The organism is Proteus sp. fly-1089 (assembly GCF_040138965.1).
GTDB classification, from domain to species: Bacteria; Pseudomonadota; Gammaproteobacteria; order Enterobacterales; family Enterobacteriaceae; genus Proteus; species Proteus vulgaris_B.
On record NZ_JBEETS010000008.1, the window covers coordinates 60,553 to 80,960 of the forward strand.

The window sequence follows — 20,408 nt, forward strand, 5'->3', positions numbered from 1 at the left end:
TCAAAGGAACATTATTTCCTGAATCAACGCACCGTTTTTCGATTAACTATCGATACACTGACTTATTGTTTGGCGATATTATGCCATCACGTTTAAGTTGGGTTCGTTATGATAAAAATTTAGTCAACCAGTGGCCTCTGGGGAATATTACACAACAAGCAGGCATATTAACCTATCAATATAAACCCGAAGATAAAAAAACAGATTTACTGTTACGGTTATGGGGCAATTTAACTACGGGTCATACTAATACGCGAGGAGGAAAACCAAGGGAGCCAAAACAAGTTGACTCGTTTTCTAGTAGAAATACACAATGGAATCTCAGTTATGAAACTGGGTTTATTGATACTTCTTCTCTTTATCAAGAGAATAATCGTTATGGTATTGATATATCCTCGATATTTAAATTATCACCGCAATTTTCTATTGCATTTTCCAGTTATTATCAATTTGAGAAATTAGATAGTGATGAATTGGAATTACCTACAGGTTTTGATTTTGTTACCGCTGGGCGAGCAGGGCAACGTCATGAAATTAATTTAGCTCTTTCCACAGATTGGAAGCCACTGTCTTGGTTAGCCATTACCGCGGGTGGGAAATATCATTATTATCATTTAACAGATACTTTTTTAAATAATAAGCGGCGTAATAACGTAAAAGGTTATGAAAAATCACCGCCAATAAGAGGTTTTATTCTTCCTTATCGACGTACACTAACCGCGGAGGAGTATATATTATATCGAGCCATTAATCGGATAGATGTAGAAACGTTACCTGAAGAGATTAAAAATTATCGACGTTATCCAGAAATATATAAAAAAGTGCGAGAGTTTCAACAGTCTAAATTTATTTATCCTGAATATGAAAAATTATCACCTGAAATAAAAGAAAAGATTATTAATAGTAATGAAGTTAGAAGAATTCAGATTGATATGATGCAAGATGACTTTCTTCATGATGAACAAGGAAATCTCAACATAAAATCGTCTCAAAAACGCCTTATGGTCACGGAACATACCGTCATACTTTATGACGAAAATGGCGAATTATCTAAAAGTAACAATATGTTCTTAAGTGGTTATGCTGATATCAATGAAAAAGTGCCCGATCCTATTACAGGTAAATTAGTTAATAAATATGAAATGGGCGTGACAAAACCAATTTCTATTTATCTTGATGATGATAAAGATAATTTTGAATCTGAACCCAGCTATCAGCATGGGGCATTTTCACCACTCGTGTCTGCAACGGTGTATGCCAGTGATATATTGCGTTTTTATGGGCGTTATACTGAGCAGCTACGATTACCTAATTTATTTGAAGATACTAGCGGGTTTTCAGGCTCTAAAGCCCGTTATTATGGTTTTAAATTAAAACCCGAGCGTGCGAAAAGTACAGAGTTTGGGGTTGTGTTTGATTTGACCGATTGGCTTAATGTCGAGCGCCATGCCGATATTAAAATAAATTATTTTTATACCAATATCGAAAATGTGTTTGATAGAGATGCGAATTGGCAAATTAGGCAATTTGAAAAGCAAATATTAGAGGGGCTAGAAGTTCAAGCGCGCTTTGATAACGGTTTTATTTTTATGGATACCGCGCTTGTTTATAGTCATAAAAATAAGGTATGCGATAAAAATGCTTTTAGTCACTATGATCCCTTTGGTTTCTTGGGTATTAAAGAGTGTATGACGGGCGGTTATCCGGGAGGTTTTTTACGTACTTCTATTCAGCCTAAATATTCGGTTAATTTACATTTAGGAACTCGTTGGTTAGATAATAAATTAGAAATAGGTAGCCGTTGGCTCTATTCATCAGAAGTAGAAAATAAAGATGAAAAATGGCTAAAAGAAAAATTACCAAGAGAAATGTACGGTCAAAATAATAACCCGATGCGTTGGGCAAAAGTCTTTACCGTTGATGCTTATATTAACTATCAATATAGCCCTAATTTATCGTTTGAAATAACGGGCAGTAATTTATTAAACGAATATTATATTGATCCACTAACGCGATCAGGTATGCCTGCACCCGGAAGAACGTTCCGATTAGGTGTGACTGCACAATTTTAATTAAAAGAGAGTAAGGAGCTTTTATTTATGTTGGCACTTTCTGTCAGGCATCCGCTTAATATTTATTACTGGTTAATAGGTATATCGTTAGTTTATATCGCCATATTAAGTTGGGTGTTACGTTCACTTTCTATGACAGAAAGTGCACACCATATTCATCAGCAACAAGAGAATACATTATCTGTTTATCAAGTGGTATTTTCACCCCCCCAGCAATCTACAGTGGTGCCTGAGCCTATTGAAAAAATTGAGCCTCAAGAGAGCGCTATTGTTTTACCGAGTTCAGAAAAAGGGGCGTTTGTTGAGGTACAAAAAAAACCACCTGAAAAAATAAGGGAAAAGCCCATACCTATAAAACCAATTACACCAGTAAAAAAACAGGTGATACAAGAAAAAGTAGAGCCAATAAAACAGCGTGATGTAGAAAGCCAAATAGCGCAAACGGCTTCAGAAGCCTCGGCAGAAAGCTTAACGCAACATACGGCAAGCTCATTAGCGGGAAGGAGTCATGCGTTAAGTGAGAAAGGAATAGGGCAAGGTGAATCTGATAATCACTATATTAGTTCACTGCGTCGAGAGATAGAGCGCCATAAACGTTATCCATCACAAGCTCGTCGCATGCAGCATGAAGGCCAGGTAGTGGTGAGTTTTTCACTAACATCAGAAGGTACAATTTCAAGGGTTGAGATAGAAAGTACTTCAGGTATTTCTTCTCTTGATAATGCGGCCATTGCGGCGGTTAAACGCGTAAAACCCATTGGCCCTAAACCCGAAAGCCTATTGAACCCTTTAATTGTTGCATTAGATTTTCAATTAAATTAATGAGCTAACGAAAACACCTAAGTGTGATTTTGACTTAGGTGTTTTTATTAGAATTGATGGCTAAAACAGCACAGTAATATCCGCTAATACCGTATCAGGTTTAGAAAAGTGTAAATAAAAATAAAGATTGGATTCGTTTTCACGTATGAATAAATAGTCTAATTCAAGCTGATAAGTACGAAAATAGGCTTTGTTATTTGTTACTGGATGATTAGCTAACGAACTATCTTTCATATTTTTATTCACCAAACCAAAGAGCGCGGAGGTGATTTTTGATAATGCACCACCGACAACAGGGATTAAGCCAATAATATGCCCGATGACGGTTTACCCTACAATCATGGGGGCATTTAAAGGATCTTGCTCATTGAATTTATCTACAATGGTGGGTAAGACATTACTGTTGCGGTTAATCATATCCAACATACCTTCTTGGAGTTCTTGGTAGTCGATACAGATTAATGGCTGTGTTGCGGGTAGTGATGAAGGACTAATGGCGACTTTTAATGGGTTTAAATACATAACAAACGCTCCTTGTTTAAAATTAGTTCCATTGTTCGATTAATTGAGGTTGTCCTGATAGTCCGTTATAAACAGCAATAGAGAGTTGTGAGCCATTAACTCCAACAGATAAGTAATCCCCTTTAAATAAAGCGCCACTGTTATAAACGGGAACATCACCAAATATTTCACTACCACCATAACGGTTATCTTGCCCAACATAATGCGTATGGCCGACGAAAACCGCTTTCACGCCATAATGCTCAAGCATATATTTAAAGAATGAGAGTTCTTCTTGTGAGGAGTTTTCAGGAAAATGTTGGTGACCATCATGAAAGTTTAAAATAATAGTTTTATTGCGATTCCGTGCTTGGATTAAATCTTTTTCTAACCAATCAATAGAGTCTGTCACATTAATGGTTGATGCTGCCCAGTGGTCGAGTACGACATGATAAGTGGGATAATTTTGTAATTGGACAAAATGAATATCGCCATATTCCCACGAATACGCTTTACTGCCTGAATATTCGCTACTGTCATATCTAAAATTACCTGAAGTCGAATAACCACGGTATTCTTCAATACGATAATGCATATCAAATACCATGCCTCGTGCACAAGCATTCATACTTAAATCAGAATTATTGGGTTCGGAGCAATCACCCACGTTATTTTGATAATCGTGATTACCAAGACCAACATAAGTAATAAACCCTAAGGGGGAAGGGGCAAAAAAAGAACGAAAACTTTCACGTTGATAACGGCGACCAAACTCCGTCAAATCACCATTAATAATGCCAAAAACAAAAGATTTTTCATGGTGTAATAATTGAATACTATCCCTTACTTTTTTTATCGTTGATTCCCAACGAGATTGATCATCATTAGGATCATTATTATCTAAGTCTAGCCTCCAAGGCTGAGGGTCTGACATCACGATAATATTGTAGTTTGTTGATTGTGTTGCACTCATAATTAATTTCCTTTTAAATGTGTTTTTCTCCCTTTATTTTTTGACGGAAATTTAAAATAAACACAATATTAAATATTGTTAGTTAATTATAATTTTAATAACAAATGTCTTTATTTTTATCATTTTAAATGCCAAATATGTGATTTTTTAAATATAAATTATCTTCTAATTAAATTAATTTAAAATATCAATATTAGCGCTTATGGATATACCTTAGATTGATTTTAGATAATGTCTTTTGAGGAGATAAAAAAGCGGCTTTAGCATGACTAAACACCGCTTTTAGATTTGTGTTAGCATAAATAAATTACGCTGTTTTCGGCCATTTATTGGCAACCCAAAGCCCACTCATTTTCATCGAATAACCAAATAAAACACCAACGATTAATGAAGGGATGGTTTGAGCTAAATCCCCTTGTGCTGCAAATATTGTACATGCCCCAATAAATGTGCCGGGGATATAAGCAAGTAATGCACTTTTAGCTTGAATACACATCACAAAGGCAATAACACCTGTTACTGCATACCCAAAAATAGATATATCACTAAAGACTTGGCTACCATAAATAATCGCTAATGCCCAAATTACACCACTCATAATGGTTGCCATAGTAACGGCTAATCCTTTAATACCCTCTTTAGGATAAGCAAAATAGGCGGTACAACCTAAAAAGCCAGCCCAGCTTAATAAGTCAAATTGATTAGCAACAAATGCCCAAATGGCAGAAAGAATGCCTGTTGTCAGTGCAGTAAAGTAAAGCGTTCTCACGATAGACTCTTAAATATAAGGGGGATATTTACCCAGTTAACTAAAAACGAAGTTTAGCATTATCATTAGTTGATTTACTATATTTAGATCATTAAAAAGCATAATTAAGATGCGTATTTATGCGATATTTAAAATCTATTTTTATTAGAAAAAAATAAAGAAGAGAAAGTAAACGTTTGCGTTATTTAATCTATGATTAAATAGAAAATAATGAGATACATTATTTGATATTTATTGTTAATCGTTTAATTAAAAAGAGTATTAAATAATATAGAAAATAAAAAAAGATAAGTAACTCTTCAGCATATTGGAATGAATGCGCACCTGAACTTTTTTTGGTAAAAATGCCCACATAATATTCATTCATATACACATCAAGGCTCGTCATTTACCACTCCTCTTTCCATTCACTTTTGTGTGCTAAATTATTTTTAGCATCTTTAGGATGAATTTCCATTTCTAAATTGAGTGCGGAGAGCAGTTTGAAAAAGGTTTCTAGCTTGGTGGAATTAGGGTTAAGTTCAAAATTAGACACGGTGTCTTGTCGAATTCCCACTTTTTGGGCAACTTTACCTTGAGAAAGCTTTTTTGTTAATCGGACATCCTTTAGATGTACGCTGAGTTGATAGGCGTTAATTATAATCATCATCTACTACCGGTTATAGGCGTTAATATCTAATATACCGGTTATAGCGTGTAAATCTGATTTTACCTGCTATAGCCGTTAAATTTAAAATTACACGGTATAGCAGGTAAAATTTAGTGGTTACTTCCCAATACAGAAACTTGAGAAAATGCGCCCTAATAAATCATCAGAAGTAAATTCACCAGTGATCTCACTTAATGCTTGTTGAGCGAGCCTCAACTCTTCTGCCAATAACTCACCTGATTTTGCATAAACGAGTTGCTCATGGCCTTGCTGTAAATGTTCTGCTGCGGTATTTAATGCCTGTAAATGACGGCGACGAGCCAAGAAACCACCTTCAGTATTACTATTAAAGCCCATCGCTTCTTTTAGGTGATCGCGCAGTAACTCGATACCCATACCATCACGGGCAGATAAGCGGATCATCGGGTAGTTACCTTGTGCTGTGATCTCGACATTTTCCCCTGTTAAGTCTGATTTGTTACGAATAACAGTAACAGGTAAGGTATTTGGTAAGCGAGCCATAAACTCAGGCCAGATATCTTCAGGTGTTGTTGCATCGGTTGTGGTGCTATCAACCATAAATAGCACTCTGTCTGCTTGCTCAATCTCTTTCCAAGCACGTTCAATACCAATGCGTTCTACTTCATCACTGGCTTCACGTAAGCCTGCTGTATCGATAATATGCAATGGCATACCATCAATATGAATATGCTCACGTAATACATCACGAGTTGTACCGGCAATATCCGTGACAATCGCCGCTTCTCGACCGGCTAATGCATTTAATAGGCTTGATTTACCGGCATTCGGGCGACCAGCGATCACCACTTTCATCCCTTCACGTAACAAGCTACCTTGGCGAGCTTGGGCACGAACATCATCTAATTCAGCAATAACGGCATTAAGTTTTCCTTCAATGATACCGTCAGAAAGAAAATCAATCTCTTCGTCAGGGAAATCAATGGCCGCTTCAACATAGATACGTAAGTGAGTTAATGACTCTACCATCTCGTTAATATGAGAGGAAAAAGCACCTTGTAATGAATTAATTGCTGAACGAGCCGCTTGTTCTGAGCTGGCATCAATTAAATCAGCAATGGCTTCTGCTTGTGCTAAATCGAGTTTGTCATTTAAAAATGCACGTTCAGAAAATTCCCCTGGATTTGCAATACGCACACCGGGAATTTGTAAAATACGTTTTAGTAATAAATCTAGAATAACGGGGCCACCATGGCCTTGTAGTTCTAGAACATCTTCACCTGTAAATGAGTTCGGATTTGGGAAGAAAAGGGCGATACCCTGATCAAGTACTGAGTTGTCATCATTGCGAAATGGCAGGTAATCGGCATAACGAGGTTTAGGCAATTTACCTAAAACGGTTTGCGCCACAAGGGCAGCTTTCGGGCCAGAAACGCGTAGGATACCAACACCGCCTCTTCCCGGAGGTGTGGCCTGAGCGACGATAGTATCAGTGCTATGCATGGTGTACTCGCTTAATCAGAATAATCATATAAATATAAAAAACAGAAGGCGGTCATTGTAGACCGCCTTCGCTATTTTATGTCACTTTCCTTTGAATGTAACCAAGGAAGAGGTTTTTCCTCATGTGACCTTATTTTTTGTCTCTGCTGTGTAAGCCACGTTTTTCCAGACCGCGGTAAATTAACTGCTGCTGGATGATGGTCACTAAGTTACTGACGATATAGTACAGAACCAGACCTGATGGGAACCACAGGAAGAATACAGTAAACACAACCGGCATAAAGGTCATGATTTTTTGTTGCATCGGATCAGTCACTGCTGTTGGAGACAGTTTCTGAATGATGAACATAGTTACACCCATTAATAATGGCAGGATGTAGTATGGGTCTTGTGCAGACAAGTCTTGGATCCATAACATAAATGGAGCATGACGTAATTCAACCGAGCCCATCAGCATGTAATACAACGCAAGGAAGATTGGCATCTGGATAATTAGTGGTAAACAACCACCCAGAGGGTTCACTTTCTCTTGTTTGTATAACGCCATCATTTCTTGGCTCATACGTTGTTTGTCATCACCAATACGTTCACGCAGAGCAGCCAGTTTTGGTTGCAGTAAACGCATTTTCGCCATGGAGGTGTACTGCGCTTTGGTCAGCGGGTACATGATACCACGAACGATAAAGGTGATCATGATGATGGAGAAGCCCCAGTTACCGATAAAGCTGTGAAGAAATTTCAACAGTTTAAACAGTGGTTGAGAGATAAACCATAACCAACCATAGTCTACAGACAGGTCTAAATGTGGCGCGATAGCGGACATTTCAGACTGAATTTCAGGGCCAACCCATAATGTAGAGGTGATGTCAGCCGTACTATTTGGTGCAATAGTAACAGGTGCTGATTTATAACCAATCAGAGCAATGGATTTATTTTCTAAAGTAATTGAGTAGAAGTTATTGTTCTGACTATCTTTAGAAGGAACCCATGCTGTTGCGAAGTATTGTTGTAACATCGCAACCCAACCATTATTCGTGGTTAGAGATAAGTTTTTATCTTCGATATCACCAAAGCTATATTTTTTATAGTTGGTTTCATCTGAGGAATATGCCGCACCACGATAAGTGTGTAGCGCAAAGTTGCTGCTACCCGTATCACGGCTTTCTGGCAATTTAACAGATTGTTTTAACTGACCGTAGAAGTTCATTGTCAGTGTTTTATCTGTTGTATTCTCAATTTTGTATTCAATACCGATATCGTACTGACCTTTTTTCAGAACAAAGGTTTTGACGAATTTTACGCCTTCTTCATTCACAAAAGTCATAGGTACACGTAATTCATCCTGATTTTCACCAAGTACGAATTCATTTTTATCAGCAGTATAAATTGGGCGAGATTTCTGATCTGGACCATCTGGGCCAATTAAGCCGCTTTGAGCCTGATACAGGAATTGAGGTGTAGTTTCCAGTAAACGGAAAGGTGTCTGTGAATTAAGCTCGGCGGGATAGGCTAACAAATCAGCCTCATCGATTGTACCGCCTTGAGTATTGATACTAAGATCAAGTACATCAGTTTTTACGGTAATCAATTTTGCCTGCTCATTGCTGTTACCAGTTACAGCAAGACTATCACTACTTGGCATGTCCGCTTGTTGCGAGATCTGAGTAGTAGTGGTGGTGTTTTGTGAAACTTTATCACCCTCCCACTGCTGCCAGATCAGGAAAGAAACGAACAGCAAAGCGATGAATAGAAGATTGCGTTGCGAATCCATCGTTAATTTTCTCTGTTATCGTCGTTTTTTCTAGGTGGGACAGGATCATCACCACCTTCGTGTAAAGGGTGGCATTTTAATATGCGTTTCACTGTTAACCAACTACCTTTTATCATTCCAAACCTGCGCAATGCCTCAATTCCATAATGAGAGCACGTAGGATTAAAACGACAACGAGGCCCCAACAGAGGACTAATCCCCAGTTGATAGCCCCTAATCAGCAAGATCAGGACTTTTGAGCCAAGCGACAATGACGACGCCATAATTTACCCAACACTTCCGTCAATTGGTGGTTATCAAGTTCAGCAACCCCTTTTCTTACTAATAACACAAAATCCATCGGCGGTAATTCATGCTGATGTAAACGAAAGTATTCACGGGCTAATCGTTTAATACGATTGCGCTCATGAGCACGTTTAACGTTTTTCTTTGCGATTGTTAGACCGATGCGGGGATGCCCCAGCTCATTCTGGCGACCCAAAATAGTAACTTCTGGTGAACTCGCGCGTTGTGGTTGCTGGAAAACAAAATTGAAATGCTTGGGAGTTAACAAACGTAACTCCCTTGGAAAAGCGAGCTTAACCACGGAATGGTTAGCTTTTATTATTTCGAAGAAACGGTCAGACGAGAGCGGCCTTTCGCACGACGGCGAGCCAGAACCTGACGACCATTTTTAGTGGCCATACGAGCGCGGAAGCCGTGGTTACGGTTGCGCTTCAGTACAGACGGTTGAAAAGTGCGTTTCATGGCGATTTCTACCTACTTAATATAATTACTGATTCAGCAAATGCGTTGACAGACAGGCGTGCAATAAATAAACAAACCAGTACTTCAATCGCAGCATCAATGATGGAAAGATGCGGGATTGTAATAAAATCACTCAAATGCGTCAATCAAGATGACGCTTTAAGTACCGATTTTTGTCGTCTTTTTTAGCAAACCCGATAATCAATCCTGACTTATGCGCAACGAGTACGCTTATTAGCGACCTAAAAGAGCGCCTTAATAAGTGACTTTGTTGGTACAAGCACGCAGGGTGCAAGATTATACGGACTCATGGTGAAAGCGCAAGGATCTTTGGTGGATCAAGTGAGAGATATTTGATCACTTACTATAAGAAGAGAAGATTTATACAAAGAGAAAGTTATCCCCAATTGCTATTTATAGGGCGACTCAAGTACACTAGAACGCCTTTGCATATTTCATTTGGTGAATTATCACAAATCATCAAGCCTGTGGATAAAAACCATAAAAACTGTGCAAAAGAAAGAGGATCTTCGTTTCATTTTGCGATATGATCCCCCGTCACGATCAGAATAGCCAGTCTGCGATCGTGAATCACGATGTAAATAAATCGTTGTCACCAAGAGTTGTTCCTTATTAAGAATTGAAGAGGAACGATGTTGTGCACTTTGTGTTTAAGCACGCTGTGTTTAGCTACATTGTAGAACTGCATTTTTCCTGTTTATTTTTTAGTCTTGTTTTTTTAGGGGAGTCCGCCGTGTCACTTTCGCTTTGGCAGCATTGTCTTGCCCGATTGCAGGATGAGTTACCTGCCACTGAATTTAGTATGTGGATACGTCCCTTGCAGGCAGAATTAAGCGATAATACGCTGGCGCTGTATGCACCTAATCGTTTTGTTTTGGATTGGGTAAGAGAAAAATACATTAATAATATCAATGCGTTATTGGTGGATTTTTGTGGCTCTGAAGTCCCTTCTTTACGTTTTGAAGTGGGTAATAAACCTGCATCGACACGTACACCGGAAAGTATTCCTAAAGCTGTTGTACACCCAACAGTAAATACGGCACCTACGTATAGTCAGCCCGTTCGGCCTAGCTGGGATAACCAACCTGCGTCTCAACTACCTGAGCTGAATTATCGCTCTAACGTTAACCCAAAACATAAGTTTGATAACTTTGTTGAAGGTAAATCTAACCAGTTAGCGAGAGCCGCAGCAAGACAAGTTGCTGATAATCCTGGTGGTGCTTATAACCCACTTTTTTTATATGGTGGAACAGGGCTGGGTAAAACGCACTTGTTACATGCAGTGGGTAACAGCATTATGGAACGTAAAGCGAATGCAAAAGTGGTTTATATGCATTCTGAACGTTTCGTACAAGATATGGTAAAAGCGTTACAAAATAATGCGATAGAAGACTTTAAACGTTATTACCGTTCTGTGGATGCACTATTAATTGATGATATTCAATTTTTTGCCAATAAAGAGCGTTCACAAGAAGAATTTTTTCATACCTTTAACGCATTGTTAGAAGGTAATCAGCAAATTATCTTAACCTCAGACCGTTATCCTAAAGAGATTAACGGTGTTGAAGATAGATTAAAATCACGCTTTGGTTGGGGATTAACGGTGGCGATTGAACCACCAGAACTTGAAACCCGAGTGGCGATTTTGATGAAAAAAGCGGATGAAAACCAAATTCAGTTACCTGACGAAGTGGCCTTTTTTATTGCCAAAAGACTTCGTTCTAACGTCCGTGAGCTTGAAGGTGCATTAAACCGAGTGATTGCTAACGCGAATTTTACAGGTCGTGCGATTACTATCGACTTTGTACGTGAAGCATTACGTGATTTACTCGCTTTACAAGAAAAATTAGTCACTATCGATAATATTCAAAAAACAGTTGCTGAATATTATAAAATTAAAGTGGCCGATTTACTGTCGAAGCGGAGATCCCGATCGGTTGCCCGTCCGAGGCAAATGGCAATGGCGCTGGCAAAGGAACTCACAAACCACAGCTTGCCTGAAATCGGGGATGCCTTTGGTGGTCGTGATCATACAACTGTTCTTCATGCATGCCGTAAAATAGAGCAATTGCGTGAAGAAAGTCACGATATCAAAGAAGATTTTTCTAACTTAATCAGAACATTATCATCCTAGCGCTATGAAATTTATCATTGAACGTGAACAGCTTCTTAAGCCGCTACAACAAGTGAGTGGCCCTTTAGGTGGTCGTCCTACCTTACCTATTTTAGGTAACTTATTGCTTAAGGTAACTGAAAACACCTTATCACTAACAGGAACTGACCTTGAAATGGAGATGGTGGCAAGAGTTAACCTCAGTCAGTCTCATGAAATTGGCGCCACAACTGTTCCTGCGCGTAAGTTTTTTGATATTTGGCGTGGGTTACCTGAAGGCGCAGAAATTAGTGTTGAACTTGATGGTGATCGCCTTTTAGTGCGCTCAGGTCGTAGCCGTTTTTCATTATCAACTTTACCCGCATCTGATTTTCCTAACTTAGATGATTGGCAAAGTGATGTTGAATTTATCTTGCCACAAGCAACATTAAAACGCCTTATTGAATCCACGCAGTTTTCAATGGCACATCAAGATGTGCGTTATTACCTCAACGGTATGTTATTTGAAACTGAAAACACAGAATTACGCACAGTTGCAACAGATGGGCACCGTTTAGCCGTATGTTCGATGGATATCGGACAATCTTTACCTGGTCACTCGGTTATTGTTCCTCGTAAAGGTGTTATTGAATTAATGCGCCTACTGGATGGTGGTGGTGAAAGTTCACTGCAACTGCAAATCGGTAGCAACAATATACGCGCGCATGTAGGTGATTTTATTTTTACCTCGAAGTTGGTTGATGGTCGTTTCCCTGACTATCGTCGCGTATTACCGAAAAACCCAACCAAAACAGTGATTGCAGGTTGTGATATTCTTAAGCAGGCATTTTCTCGGGCAGCGATTTTATCTAATGAGAAATTCCGCGGTGTGCGTATTAACCTCACCAGTGGTCAATTAAAAATCACAGCCAACAACCCTGAGCAAGAAGAAGCAGAAGAAATTGTTGATGTTCAGTATCAAGGTGAGGAAATGGAAATTGGCTTTAATGTCAGCTATCTCCTTGATGTATTGAATACCTTGAAATGTGAAGAAGTTAAGCTGTTACTGACTGATGCCGTTTCAAGTGTTCAAGTTGAAAATGTGGCAAGTTCTGCGGCTGCTTATGTTGTTATGCCAATGCGTTTATAATAGTCACTAACATGATTTTATCCCGTTTATTGATCCGCCATTTTAGAAATATCGAACAGGCGGATCTGCCATTAGCGGATGGCTTTAATTTTCTTGTTGGACCAAACGGGAGTGGTAAAACAAGTATACTTGAAGCGATTTACACCTTAGGACATGGACGAGCATTTCGTAGTTCTCAAGCAAATCGCGTGATCCAACATGATGAAAATGAATTTATTCTTCATGGGCGTTTAAGTGGGCTTAATGAAGAGAGCCGTAGCTATGCGATTGGGTTGAGTAAAGATCGCGAAGGTAATAGTACGGTACGCATTGACGGAAGCGATGGTCATAAAATTGCAGAATTAGCCAAATTATTACCCATGCAATTAATTACACCAGAAGGTTTTACTTTACTGAATGGTGGGCCTAAATATCGTCGCGCGTTTATCGATTGGGGTTGTTTTCATAATGAACCTCGATTTTTTGCTGCATGGTCAGATTTAAAACGTGTTTTAAAGCAACGTAACGCAGCACTAAGGCAAGCAACGTCTTATCGACAGCTAATGCCTTGGGATAAAGAACTTATCTTATTAACACAACAGATAAGTGAATGGCGAGCTCAATATACCGAAGATATCGCTAAAGATATTGAAGAAACGTGTCGTCTGTTTTTACCTGAATTTTCGCTGAAAGTCAGTTTTCAGCGGGGCTGGGATAAAGAAACTGATTATGGTGAGTTGCTAGCACGTCAATTTGAACGTGATAAAATGTTAGCCTATACCTCACTTGGTGCTCATAAGGCAGATCTACGCATTAGAGCAAACGGCACGCCAGTAGAAGATATGTTATCACGAGGTCAGCTCAAGCTGTTGATGTGTGCTTTGAGACTGGCACAAGGTGAATATTTCACTCGTAAGAATGGGCAAAGATGCCTGTATCTGCTCGATGATTTTGCTTCCGAATTAGATGCAAGTCGGCGTCAGTTGTTAGCCGAGCGTCTAAAATCTACGCAAGCTCAGGTGTTTGTCAGTGCGATAACACAAGGGCAAGTGAAAGATATGCTAGATGTAAATAGCAGGCTATTTAGCGTAGAACGTGGCAAAATAGAGGTTAAACCATAGGAATAAAGCGAGAAACGTTGATGTCGAATACATATGACTCCTCAAGTATCAAAGTATTAAAAGGGCTGGATGCGGTGCGTAAGCGCCCGGGGATGTATATCGGGGATACAGATGATGGAACCGGTCTGCATCACATGGTCTTCGAGGTGGTCGACAACGCAATCGACGAAGCCCTCGCGGGTTTCTGTGATGAGATTATTGTCACTATCCATTCAGATAACTCCGTCTCTGTTAGAGATGATGGTCGTGGAATTCCAACCGGCATTCACCAAGAAGAGGGTGTTTCAGCAGCAGAAGTTATTATGACGGTTCTGCATGCTGGGGGTAAATTCGATGATAACTCCTATAAAGTCTCTGGTGGACTTCATGGTGTAGGGGTTTCTGTTGTTAATGCGTTGTCTGAAAAACTCGAACTGACTATTCATCGCGATGGAAAAATCCATCAGCAAATTTATCGTCATGGTGTACCTGATGATCGCTTAAAAGTGATTGGTGATACTGAAAAATCAGGAACATTTGTTCGCTTCTGGCCAAGTCTTGAAACCTTTAAAGGTGAGACTGAATTCCAGTATGAAATTTTAGCAAAACGTCTTCGTGAATTGTCATTCTTAAATTCAGGCGTTTCTATCCGTTTAATTGATAAACGTGATAATCGTGAAGATCATTTCCACTACGAAGGTGGTATTAAGGCATTCGTTGAATACTTAAGCCGTAATAAAACACCAATTCACCAAAATGTATTCTATTTCTCCACTGAAAAAGATGGCATTGGTGTTGAAGTTGCGATGCTGTGGAATGATGGTTTCCAAGAGAATGTGTATTGTTTTACCAACAATATTCCACAACGTGATGGTGGTACACACTTAGTTGGTTTCCGTACCGCAATGACTCGTACGTTAAACAACTATATGGATAAAGAAGGATTTAATAAGAAATCAAAAATCAGTGCAACGGGTGATGATGCTCGTGAAGGTCTGATTGCGGTTATTTCTGTTAAAGTCCCAGATCCTAAATTCTCATCACAAACAAAAGACAAACTGGTTTCTTCTGAAGTTAAAACAGCGGTAGAAACGCTGATGAACGAGAAGCTGGTGGAATATCTGTTAGAAAACCCAAATGACGCCAAAATCGTTGTTGGTAAAATTATTGATGCTGCTCGTGCTCGTGAAGCTGCACGTAAAGCGCGCGAGATGACACGTCGTAAAGGTGCTTTAGATTTAGGTGGCTTACCAGGTAAATTAGCAGACTGTTCTGAACGTGATCCTGCTTTCTCTGAACTGTATTTAGTGGAAGGGGACTCTGCGGGTGGCTCTGCAAAACAAGGGCGTAACCGTAAAACGCAGGCTATCTTGCCGTTAAAAGGTAAAATCCTAAACGTTGAGAAAGCGCGTTTTGATAAAATGCTGGCGTCTCAAGAAGTAGCAACATTAATCACAGCATTAGGTTGTGGTATCGGTCGTGATGAATATAACCCAGATAAACTGCGTTATCACAGCATTATCATCATGACGGATGCGGACGTCGATGGCTCTCACATTCGTACTCTGTTACTGACATTCTTCTATCGTCAAATGCCAGAAATTATCGAACGTGGTCATATCTTTATTGCTCAACCACCACTTTACAAAGTGAAGAAAGGCAAACAAGAGCAATACATCAAAGATGATGACGCGATGGACGAATACCTGATGTCGATAGCACTTGATGGTGCAGCTCTTTATATCAGTGAACATGCACCAGCAATGCACGGTGAGCAATTAGAAAAACTGGTTGTTGACTACCATGCTGCACATAAAATTATTCGTCGTATGGAGCGTATTTATCCACTGAGCATGTTAAATAGCTTGGTGTATCACTCAACGCTCACAGAAGAAGATTTATCTGACAAAACCAAAGTTGAAGAGTGGATGAGTGGTTTGGTCAACCGTTTAAATAATGCGGAAGAGCAAAGTAGTACTTATAGCTATACCATCACTCAAAACGATGAAAACCGTTTATTTGAGCCAGTGTTGCGTATCCGTACTTATGGTATTGATACAGACTATAAACTGGATTATGACTTTATCCACAGTAGTGAATATCAACGTATTACCCATTTAGGTGACATTATTGGGAACCTAATTGAAGAGGGAGCGTTTATTGAGCGTGGAGAGCGTCGTCAGGCGATTTCAAGTTTTGAAGAAGCGCTGGAGTGGCTAACAAAAGAATCACGTCGTGGCCTTGCTGTACAGCGTTATAAAGGTCTTGGTGAAATGAACCCAGAACAATTATGGGAAACCACCATGAACCCAGATACACGTCGTATGATGCAAGTGACCGTTAAAGATGCGATTGCAACGGATGAGCTATTTACTACGCTAATGGGTGATGCGGTTGAACCTCGTCGTGCCTTTATCGAAGAAAATGCGTTGAAAGCCGCAAATATTGATATCTAATAGATATCATTCCATCATGTAAAATAAAACCAGCTAATTTATTGATTTTAGCTGGTTTTTTTATAATTACTGTTTACGCTCGGATGAATACGATGTAATTAACGCAAAATATTCAGCATACGGCGTAAAGGCTCAGCAGCACCCCATAACAATTGGTCACCGACAGTAAAAGCTGAAATAAATTCAGGACCCATATTCAGTTTACGAATACGCCCTACAGGTGTGCTTAATGTGCCGGTTACTGCCGCAGGTGTTAATTCGCGTATCGTTAATTCGCGATCATTGGGAATAACTTTTACCCAGTCGTTATGGCTAGCAAGTAATTGTTCAATTTCAGCAACAGGTAAATCTTTTTTCAGTTTTAGAGTAAATGCTTGGCTATGGCAACGTAATGCGCCAATACGAACGCAAAGACCATCAACAGGGATAATATTTGAACCTGTGTTTAAAATCTTATTGGTTTCTGCTTGTCCTTTCCACTCTTCTCGACTTTGGCCATTTTCTAATTGTTTATCAATCCAAGGGATCAAGCTACCAGCTAGAGGAACACCAAATTGCTCAGTTGGCATCGTACCACTGCGCGTAAAGTTAGTGACTTTACGTTCAATATCTAAGATGGCTGAAGCTGGGTTTTCAAGCTCTTTCACTACTTGATTATGTAGAGAGCCCATTTGTGACAGTAGCTCTCTCATATGACGAGCACCAGCCCCAGAAGCTGCTTGATAGGTGGAGACACTTGCCCACTCCACTAAGTTGTTGGTAAATAAACCACCTAATGACATCAGCATTAAACTAACAGTACAGTTACCACCAACAAAAGCTTTAATGCCTTTGTTTAAGCTGTCTTGAATATGTTGACCGTTGACGGGATCGAGAATAATGACTGCATCATCATTCATACGTAACGCAGATGCGGCATCAATCCAGTAACCTTGCCAACCAGCTTGGCGCAGTTTTGGATAGATTTCATTGGTATAGTCACCACCTTGGCAACTAATAATAATATCGAGTGATGCTAGAGTATCAATATCATAAGCATCTTGCAGAGTGCTACGGTGATTACCATAAGCAGGTGCTGCTTCACCTAATTGAGATGTGGTGAAGAAAACAGGGTTTATCCCATCAAAATCACGTTCTTCAACCATTCTTTGCATTAAAACGGAGCCGACCATACCACGCCAGCCCACAAAACCAACATTTTTCATTGTAATTACCCTGTCTTTGTCTGTAGGAATAGTGAGAGACCTCACACTAACCTGACAAAATATAGAGATAGGTGCAAGTGAATTTATTGATTATTTACCAAAGAATTAGAAGTGTTTCTTATAGTCTTTGTAGAGTTAACAAAAGAAAGCCACAGAACGAACAAATATCAATGAGTTGTTAAAAAAGAAAATAGACTCGCCATAAAAATGTAAGAATATTCTGTTATATCTTATTTTGTTTTTTTTGATAAATAAAAATATATTCTTGTTTAAGAAAATAGAGTAAAAATAGAAAAATGTAAAATAGTGTAATATATAAGAAAAACGTATTTACTTAGAGGTCACTCCAAGCTTTATACTAAACGCTATTGTTTAATAGATGATGTATTTTCATAAATAAAAAATAATGATGAAGGTTCTTCATTTTATTTGAATTTTATTTCACCACTTATTAAGTGGCGTTAGGAGGCGAAATGGATATATCAACAGTCATTCCATTATCTACGTACTACTCGTATTTAAAACGGTTTGTGATTTCACCAACCACGATGGGTACTATCGCGCCTTCATCTCGTTGGTTATGTTATGAAATGCTGGATAAACTTAATTGGCAACAGGACATTCAAGTTGCAGAGTTAGGTGCTGGTACAGGGGTTATTACCCAACAAATTTTAAAAAGAATGTCGGTGAATTCCTCATTAGATGTTTTTGAAATAGAACCTAGTTTTGCAACAGAATTAGATAAAATCGATGATAATCGATTAAAGGTTTATACCGCGTCAGCGGAGAAATTAAACAGTCATTATAATATGATTATTTCAGGGTTACCTTTTTTATCTATACCAAAGAAAACAGGTTTAAGAATTTTAAAACGAGTGCATAAAGAGTTATTAAAAACACGAGGTTGTTTTGTGCTATTTCAATATACCACTCGATATGAAAAAACATTATCTCGCTATTTTCATTTAGAAAAAAAATTAGTCATGCTTAATGTTCCCCCTGCTTGGGTTTATTATTGCACGCCTAAAAATAATATAGGGTAAATGCAAGGCTTGCTCGCTTTTTATATTGTAAATAACAAATAAGAATAGATGCTATTTATTTAGATAAAGTTTGAGCAAGCAAGATAATACTCTTTTCAATTTCATTTGGATTATGAGCAGCATACCCTAATAAAACACCTTTCTTTGGATATGTTTGAATACAGTAACGCGCCAAAGGCTGTATGGCTAATCCTATTTTTCGCGCTTTTTTTACAACATATTCTTCTGTATAACCTAATTTTAACCAGCAGACAATATGGATGCCTGAATCTGTGGGCTCAACATGAAAAACATGAGATAAATGTGTTTTTATCGCATTAGTTAACACTTGATAGCGTTCATAGCAGGCTTTTCTTATTCTTCTTACATGGCGGGCGTAATGTCCTTGAGACATAAACAGCGCTAATGTTGCTTGTTCTAGAAAACCTGAATGTGAATCGGTGTAGTATTTAGCGACTTTAAAGGCTTCGATTAAAGCTTGAGGTACGACTAAAAAACCTAAACGAAACCCGGGATACATCATTTTTGAAAATGTTCCAGCATAGATAACTCGCTGATATTTATCTAACCCTTGTAGAGATTGGATGGGTTTAGTGTGATAGCGAAACTCACTGTTATAGTCATCTTCAAAGATCCACACATTATTGGATGATGCCCATTCTAATAATGCAATACGACGTGAAAGTGAGAGTGTATTGCCTAAGGGAAATTGATGAGAAGGAGTTGTAAAAACAAGTTTTGCTTCTGGACACTGCTCTATTCCTTGAGAAATATCCATTCCATCGATATCTGAACTTATTGGATATGGCTTTATACCATAAGAAGTGAAGATACCTCGTGCACTGTCATAACCAGGATCATCTAGCCAAATGGTATCTCCCTCTTGTAATAGTACTCTAGTGGTGAGATTTATAGCTTGCTGCGTACCATTTACAATAATGATTTGCTCAGGCTGACAAGAAAGCCCACGAGTTGATTGAACATATTGGCATATCATCTCTTTTAATGGCGTGTAGCCTGTTGGCGAATTGAATGTTGCGAGTATTTTTTTTGATTGTCGCCAAACCCGTCCTAATAGCCTTCCCCAAAGTTCATGAGGAAAAAGATCTACACAGCCAACGCCGACATGAAATGTAGGACTGCTATTAATATTTGGTTGTGACTGTTGCCAAAAAGCGTGAGCTTTTTGCATATTGGGATTTAGCGTTTCTAATGAATCTTTTATGTGTGATGAAGAAATAGGGTGGATTGTTTTGGTCCACTTATCTGAGATAATGGCATCCGGGATTGTATTTGCAACAAAAGTTCCTGCACCACGGCGAGTAAATAAATAGCCTTCATCAATTAAACGTTCAAAGCCTGCAATAACAGAGTTGCGAGAAATCGACATCATTTCAGCTAATGTGCGACTTGATGGTAGACGGCTACCTGATGTTAAGCGCCCATCTAAAATGGCTTTTCTGATCGCGTGATAAACCTGAGAACCTATAGGCCCTTCTTCTAAAACAAGGTTAGGAAAATAAGCTGTTTTTTTCTGTTTCATAAAGTGGACCCTATAAAAACACAAAAAGTGTAC

The 20,408-nt window shown here is 38.8% G+C and carries 19 protein-coding genes; 7 read left to right on the forward strand and 12 right to left on the reverse strand.

Going from position 1 to position 20,408, the window contains the following annotated elements; translation table 11 throughout:
* Positions 1 to 80: 80 nt before the first annotated feature.
* Together ABN080_RS15725 and ABN080_RS15730 are read left to right on the forward strand one after the other, a co-directional pair.
* Complete coding sequence (locus ABN080_RS15725; protein WP_349441483.1) at positions 81 to 2,072, forward strand: TonB-dependent receptor; 1,992 nt, start codon at positions 81 to 83, stop codon at positions 2,070 to 2,072.
* 27 nt (positions 2,073 to 2,099) lie between these two features.
* Positions 2,100 to 2,894: a TonB family protein gene (locus tag ABN080_RS15730; RefSeq protein ID WP_349439573.1), complete on the forward strand. Its 795-nt coding sequence runs from the start codon at positions 2,100 to 2,102 to the stop codon at positions 2,892 to 2,894.
* A gap of 60 nt (positions 2,895 to 2,954) precedes the next feature.
* On the opposite strand, the gene ABN080_RS15735 is transcribed toward ABN080_RS15730, so the two are convergent.
* The 10 genes from ABN080_RS15735 to rpmH form a co-directional block, all read right to left on the reverse strand.
* Positions 2,955 to 3,128: a hypothetical protein gene (locus tag ABN080_RS15735; protein WP_349439574.1), complete on the reverse strand. Its 174-nt coding sequence runs from the start codon at positions 3,126 to 3,128 to the stop codon at positions 2,955 to 2,957.
* A gap of 93 nt (positions 3,129 to 3,221) precedes the next feature.
* Positions 3,222 to 3,416 carry a hypothetical protein gene (locus ABN080_RS15740; protein WP_349439576.1) on the reverse strand — a complete coding sequence of 65 codons (195 nt, stop codon included), beginning with the start codon at positions 3,414 to 3,416 and terminating at the stop codon, positions 3,222 to 3,224.
* 22 nt (positions 3,417 to 3,438) lie between these two features.
* Positions 3,439 to 4,368, reverse strand: a complete 930-nt coding sequence (locus ABN080_RS15745) for a metallophosphoesterase (RefSeq protein WP_349439577.1) — start codon at positions 4,366 to 4,368, stop codon at positions 3,439 to 3,441.
* Positions 4,369 to 4,675: 307 nt separating this feature from the next.
* Entirely contained in the window at positions 4,676 to 5,137 is a 462-nt protein-coding gene (locus tag ABN080_RS15750) for a DUF1097 domain-containing protein (RefSeq protein WP_109373355.1), read from the reverse strand.
* Between the two features lie 388 nt (positions 5,138 to 5,525).
* Complete coding sequence (locus tag ABN080_RS15755) at positions 5,526 to 5,783, reverse strand: helix-turn-helix domain-containing protein (RefSeq protein ID WP_072070485.1); 258 nt, start codon at positions 5,781 to 5,783, stop codon at positions 5,526 to 5,528.
* 120 nt (positions 5,784 to 5,903) lie between these two features.
* Positions 5,904 to 7,268, reverse strand: coding sequence for a tRNA uridine-5-carboxymethylaminomethyl(34) synthesis GTPase MnmE (gene mnmE / locus ABN080_RS15760; RefSeq protein WP_023583363.1), 1,365 nt, complete (start codon positions 7,266 to 7,268; stop codon positions 5,904 to 5,906).
* A 130-nt stretch (positions 7,269 to 7,398) separates the two neighbouring features.
* Positions 7,399 to 9,039, reverse strand: coding sequence for a membrane protein insertase YidC (gene yidC / locus ABN080_RS15765; RefSeq protein WP_196554651.1), 1,641 nt, complete (start codon positions 9,037 to 9,039; stop codon positions 7,399 to 7,401).
* Positions 9,040 to 9,041: 2 nt separating this feature from the next.
* Positions 9,042 to 9,302 (reverse strand): membrane protein insertion efficiency factor YidD, encoded by a 261-nt coding sequence (gene yidD, locus ABN080_RS15770; RefSeq protein WP_072070482.1) that lies wholly within the window; start codon positions 9,300 to 9,302, stop codon positions 9,042 to 9,044.
* Positions 9,266 to 9,625, reverse strand: coding sequence for a ribonuclease P protein component (rnpA, locus tag ABN080_RS15775; protein WP_071788569.1), 360 nt, complete (start codon positions 9,623 to 9,625; stop codon positions 9,266 to 9,268). Before rnpA ends, yidD begins: the two co-directional genes overlap by 37 nt.
* A 17-nt stretch (positions 9,626 to 9,642) precedes the next feature.
* Entirely contained in the window at positions 9,643 to 9,786 is a 144-nt protein-coding gene (gene rpmH / locus ABN080_RS15780; RefSeq protein ID WP_036933424.1) for a 50S ribosomal protein L34, read from the reverse strand.
* 754 nt (positions 9,787 to 10,540) lie between these two features.
* Between rpmH and dnaA the strand changes: the two genes are divergently transcribed.
* The 4 genes from dnaA to gyrB are packed head-to-tail and all read left to right on the forward strand — an operon-like array spanning position 10,541 to position 16,584.
* Positions 10,541 to 11,941, forward strand: coding sequence for a chromosomal replication initiator protein DnaA (gene dnaA, locus ABN080_RS15785; RefSeq protein ID WP_349441484.1), 1,401 nt, complete (start codon positions 10,541 to 10,543; stop codon positions 11,939 to 11,941).
* 4 nt (positions 11,942 to 11,945) lie between these two features.
* On the forward strand, positions 11,946 to 13,049 hold the full coding sequence (gene dnaN / locus ABN080_RS15790; RefSeq protein ID WP_072070480.1) for a DNA polymerase III subunit beta: 1,104 nt from the start codon (positions 11,946 to 11,948) through the stop codon (positions 13,047 to 13,049).
* Positions 13,050 to 13,060: 11 nt separating this feature from the next.
* Positions 13,061 to 14,149, forward strand: a complete 1,089-nt coding sequence (recF, locus tag ABN080_RS15795) for a DNA replication/repair protein RecF (protein WP_196554650.1) — start codon at positions 13,061 to 13,063, stop codon at positions 14,147 to 14,149.
* 20 nt (positions 14,150 to 14,169) lie between these two features.
* Positions 14,170 to 16,584, forward strand: a complete 2,415-nt coding sequence (gene gyrB / locus ABN080_RS15800; RefSeq protein ID WP_196554649.1) for a DNA topoisomerase (ATP-hydrolyzing) subunit B — start codon at positions 14,170 to 14,172, stop codon at positions 16,582 to 16,584.
* A 98-nt stretch (positions 16,585 to 16,682) separates the two neighbouring features.
* On the opposite strand, the gene asd is transcribed toward gyrB, so the two are convergent.
* Positions 16,683 to 17,789, reverse strand: coding sequence for an aspartate-semialdehyde dehydrogenase (gene asd / locus ABN080_RS15805; protein ID WP_115351322.1), 1,107 nt, complete (start codon positions 17,787 to 17,789; stop codon positions 16,683 to 16,685).
* Between the two features lie 473 nt (positions 17,790 to 18,262).
* Between asd and ABN080_RS15810 the strand changes: the two genes are divergently transcribed.
* Positions 18,263 to 18,832, forward strand: a complete 570-nt coding sequence (locus ABN080_RS15810; RefSeq protein ID WP_072070476.1) for a class I SAM-dependent methyltransferase — start codon at positions 18,263 to 18,265, stop codon at positions 18,830 to 18,832.
* A 55-nt stretch (positions 18,833 to 18,887) separates the two neighbouring features.
* On the opposite strand, the gene pdxR is transcribed toward ABN080_RS15810, so the two are convergent.
* Positions 18,888 to 20,375 (reverse strand): MocR-like pyridoxine biosynthesis transcription factor PdxR, encoded by a 1,488-nt coding sequence (pdxR, locus tag ABN080_RS15815; protein ID WP_349441485.1) that lies wholly within the window; start codon positions 20,373 to 20,375, stop codon positions 18,888 to 18,890.
* Between the last annotated feature and the right edge of the window lie 33 nt (positions 20,376 to 20,408).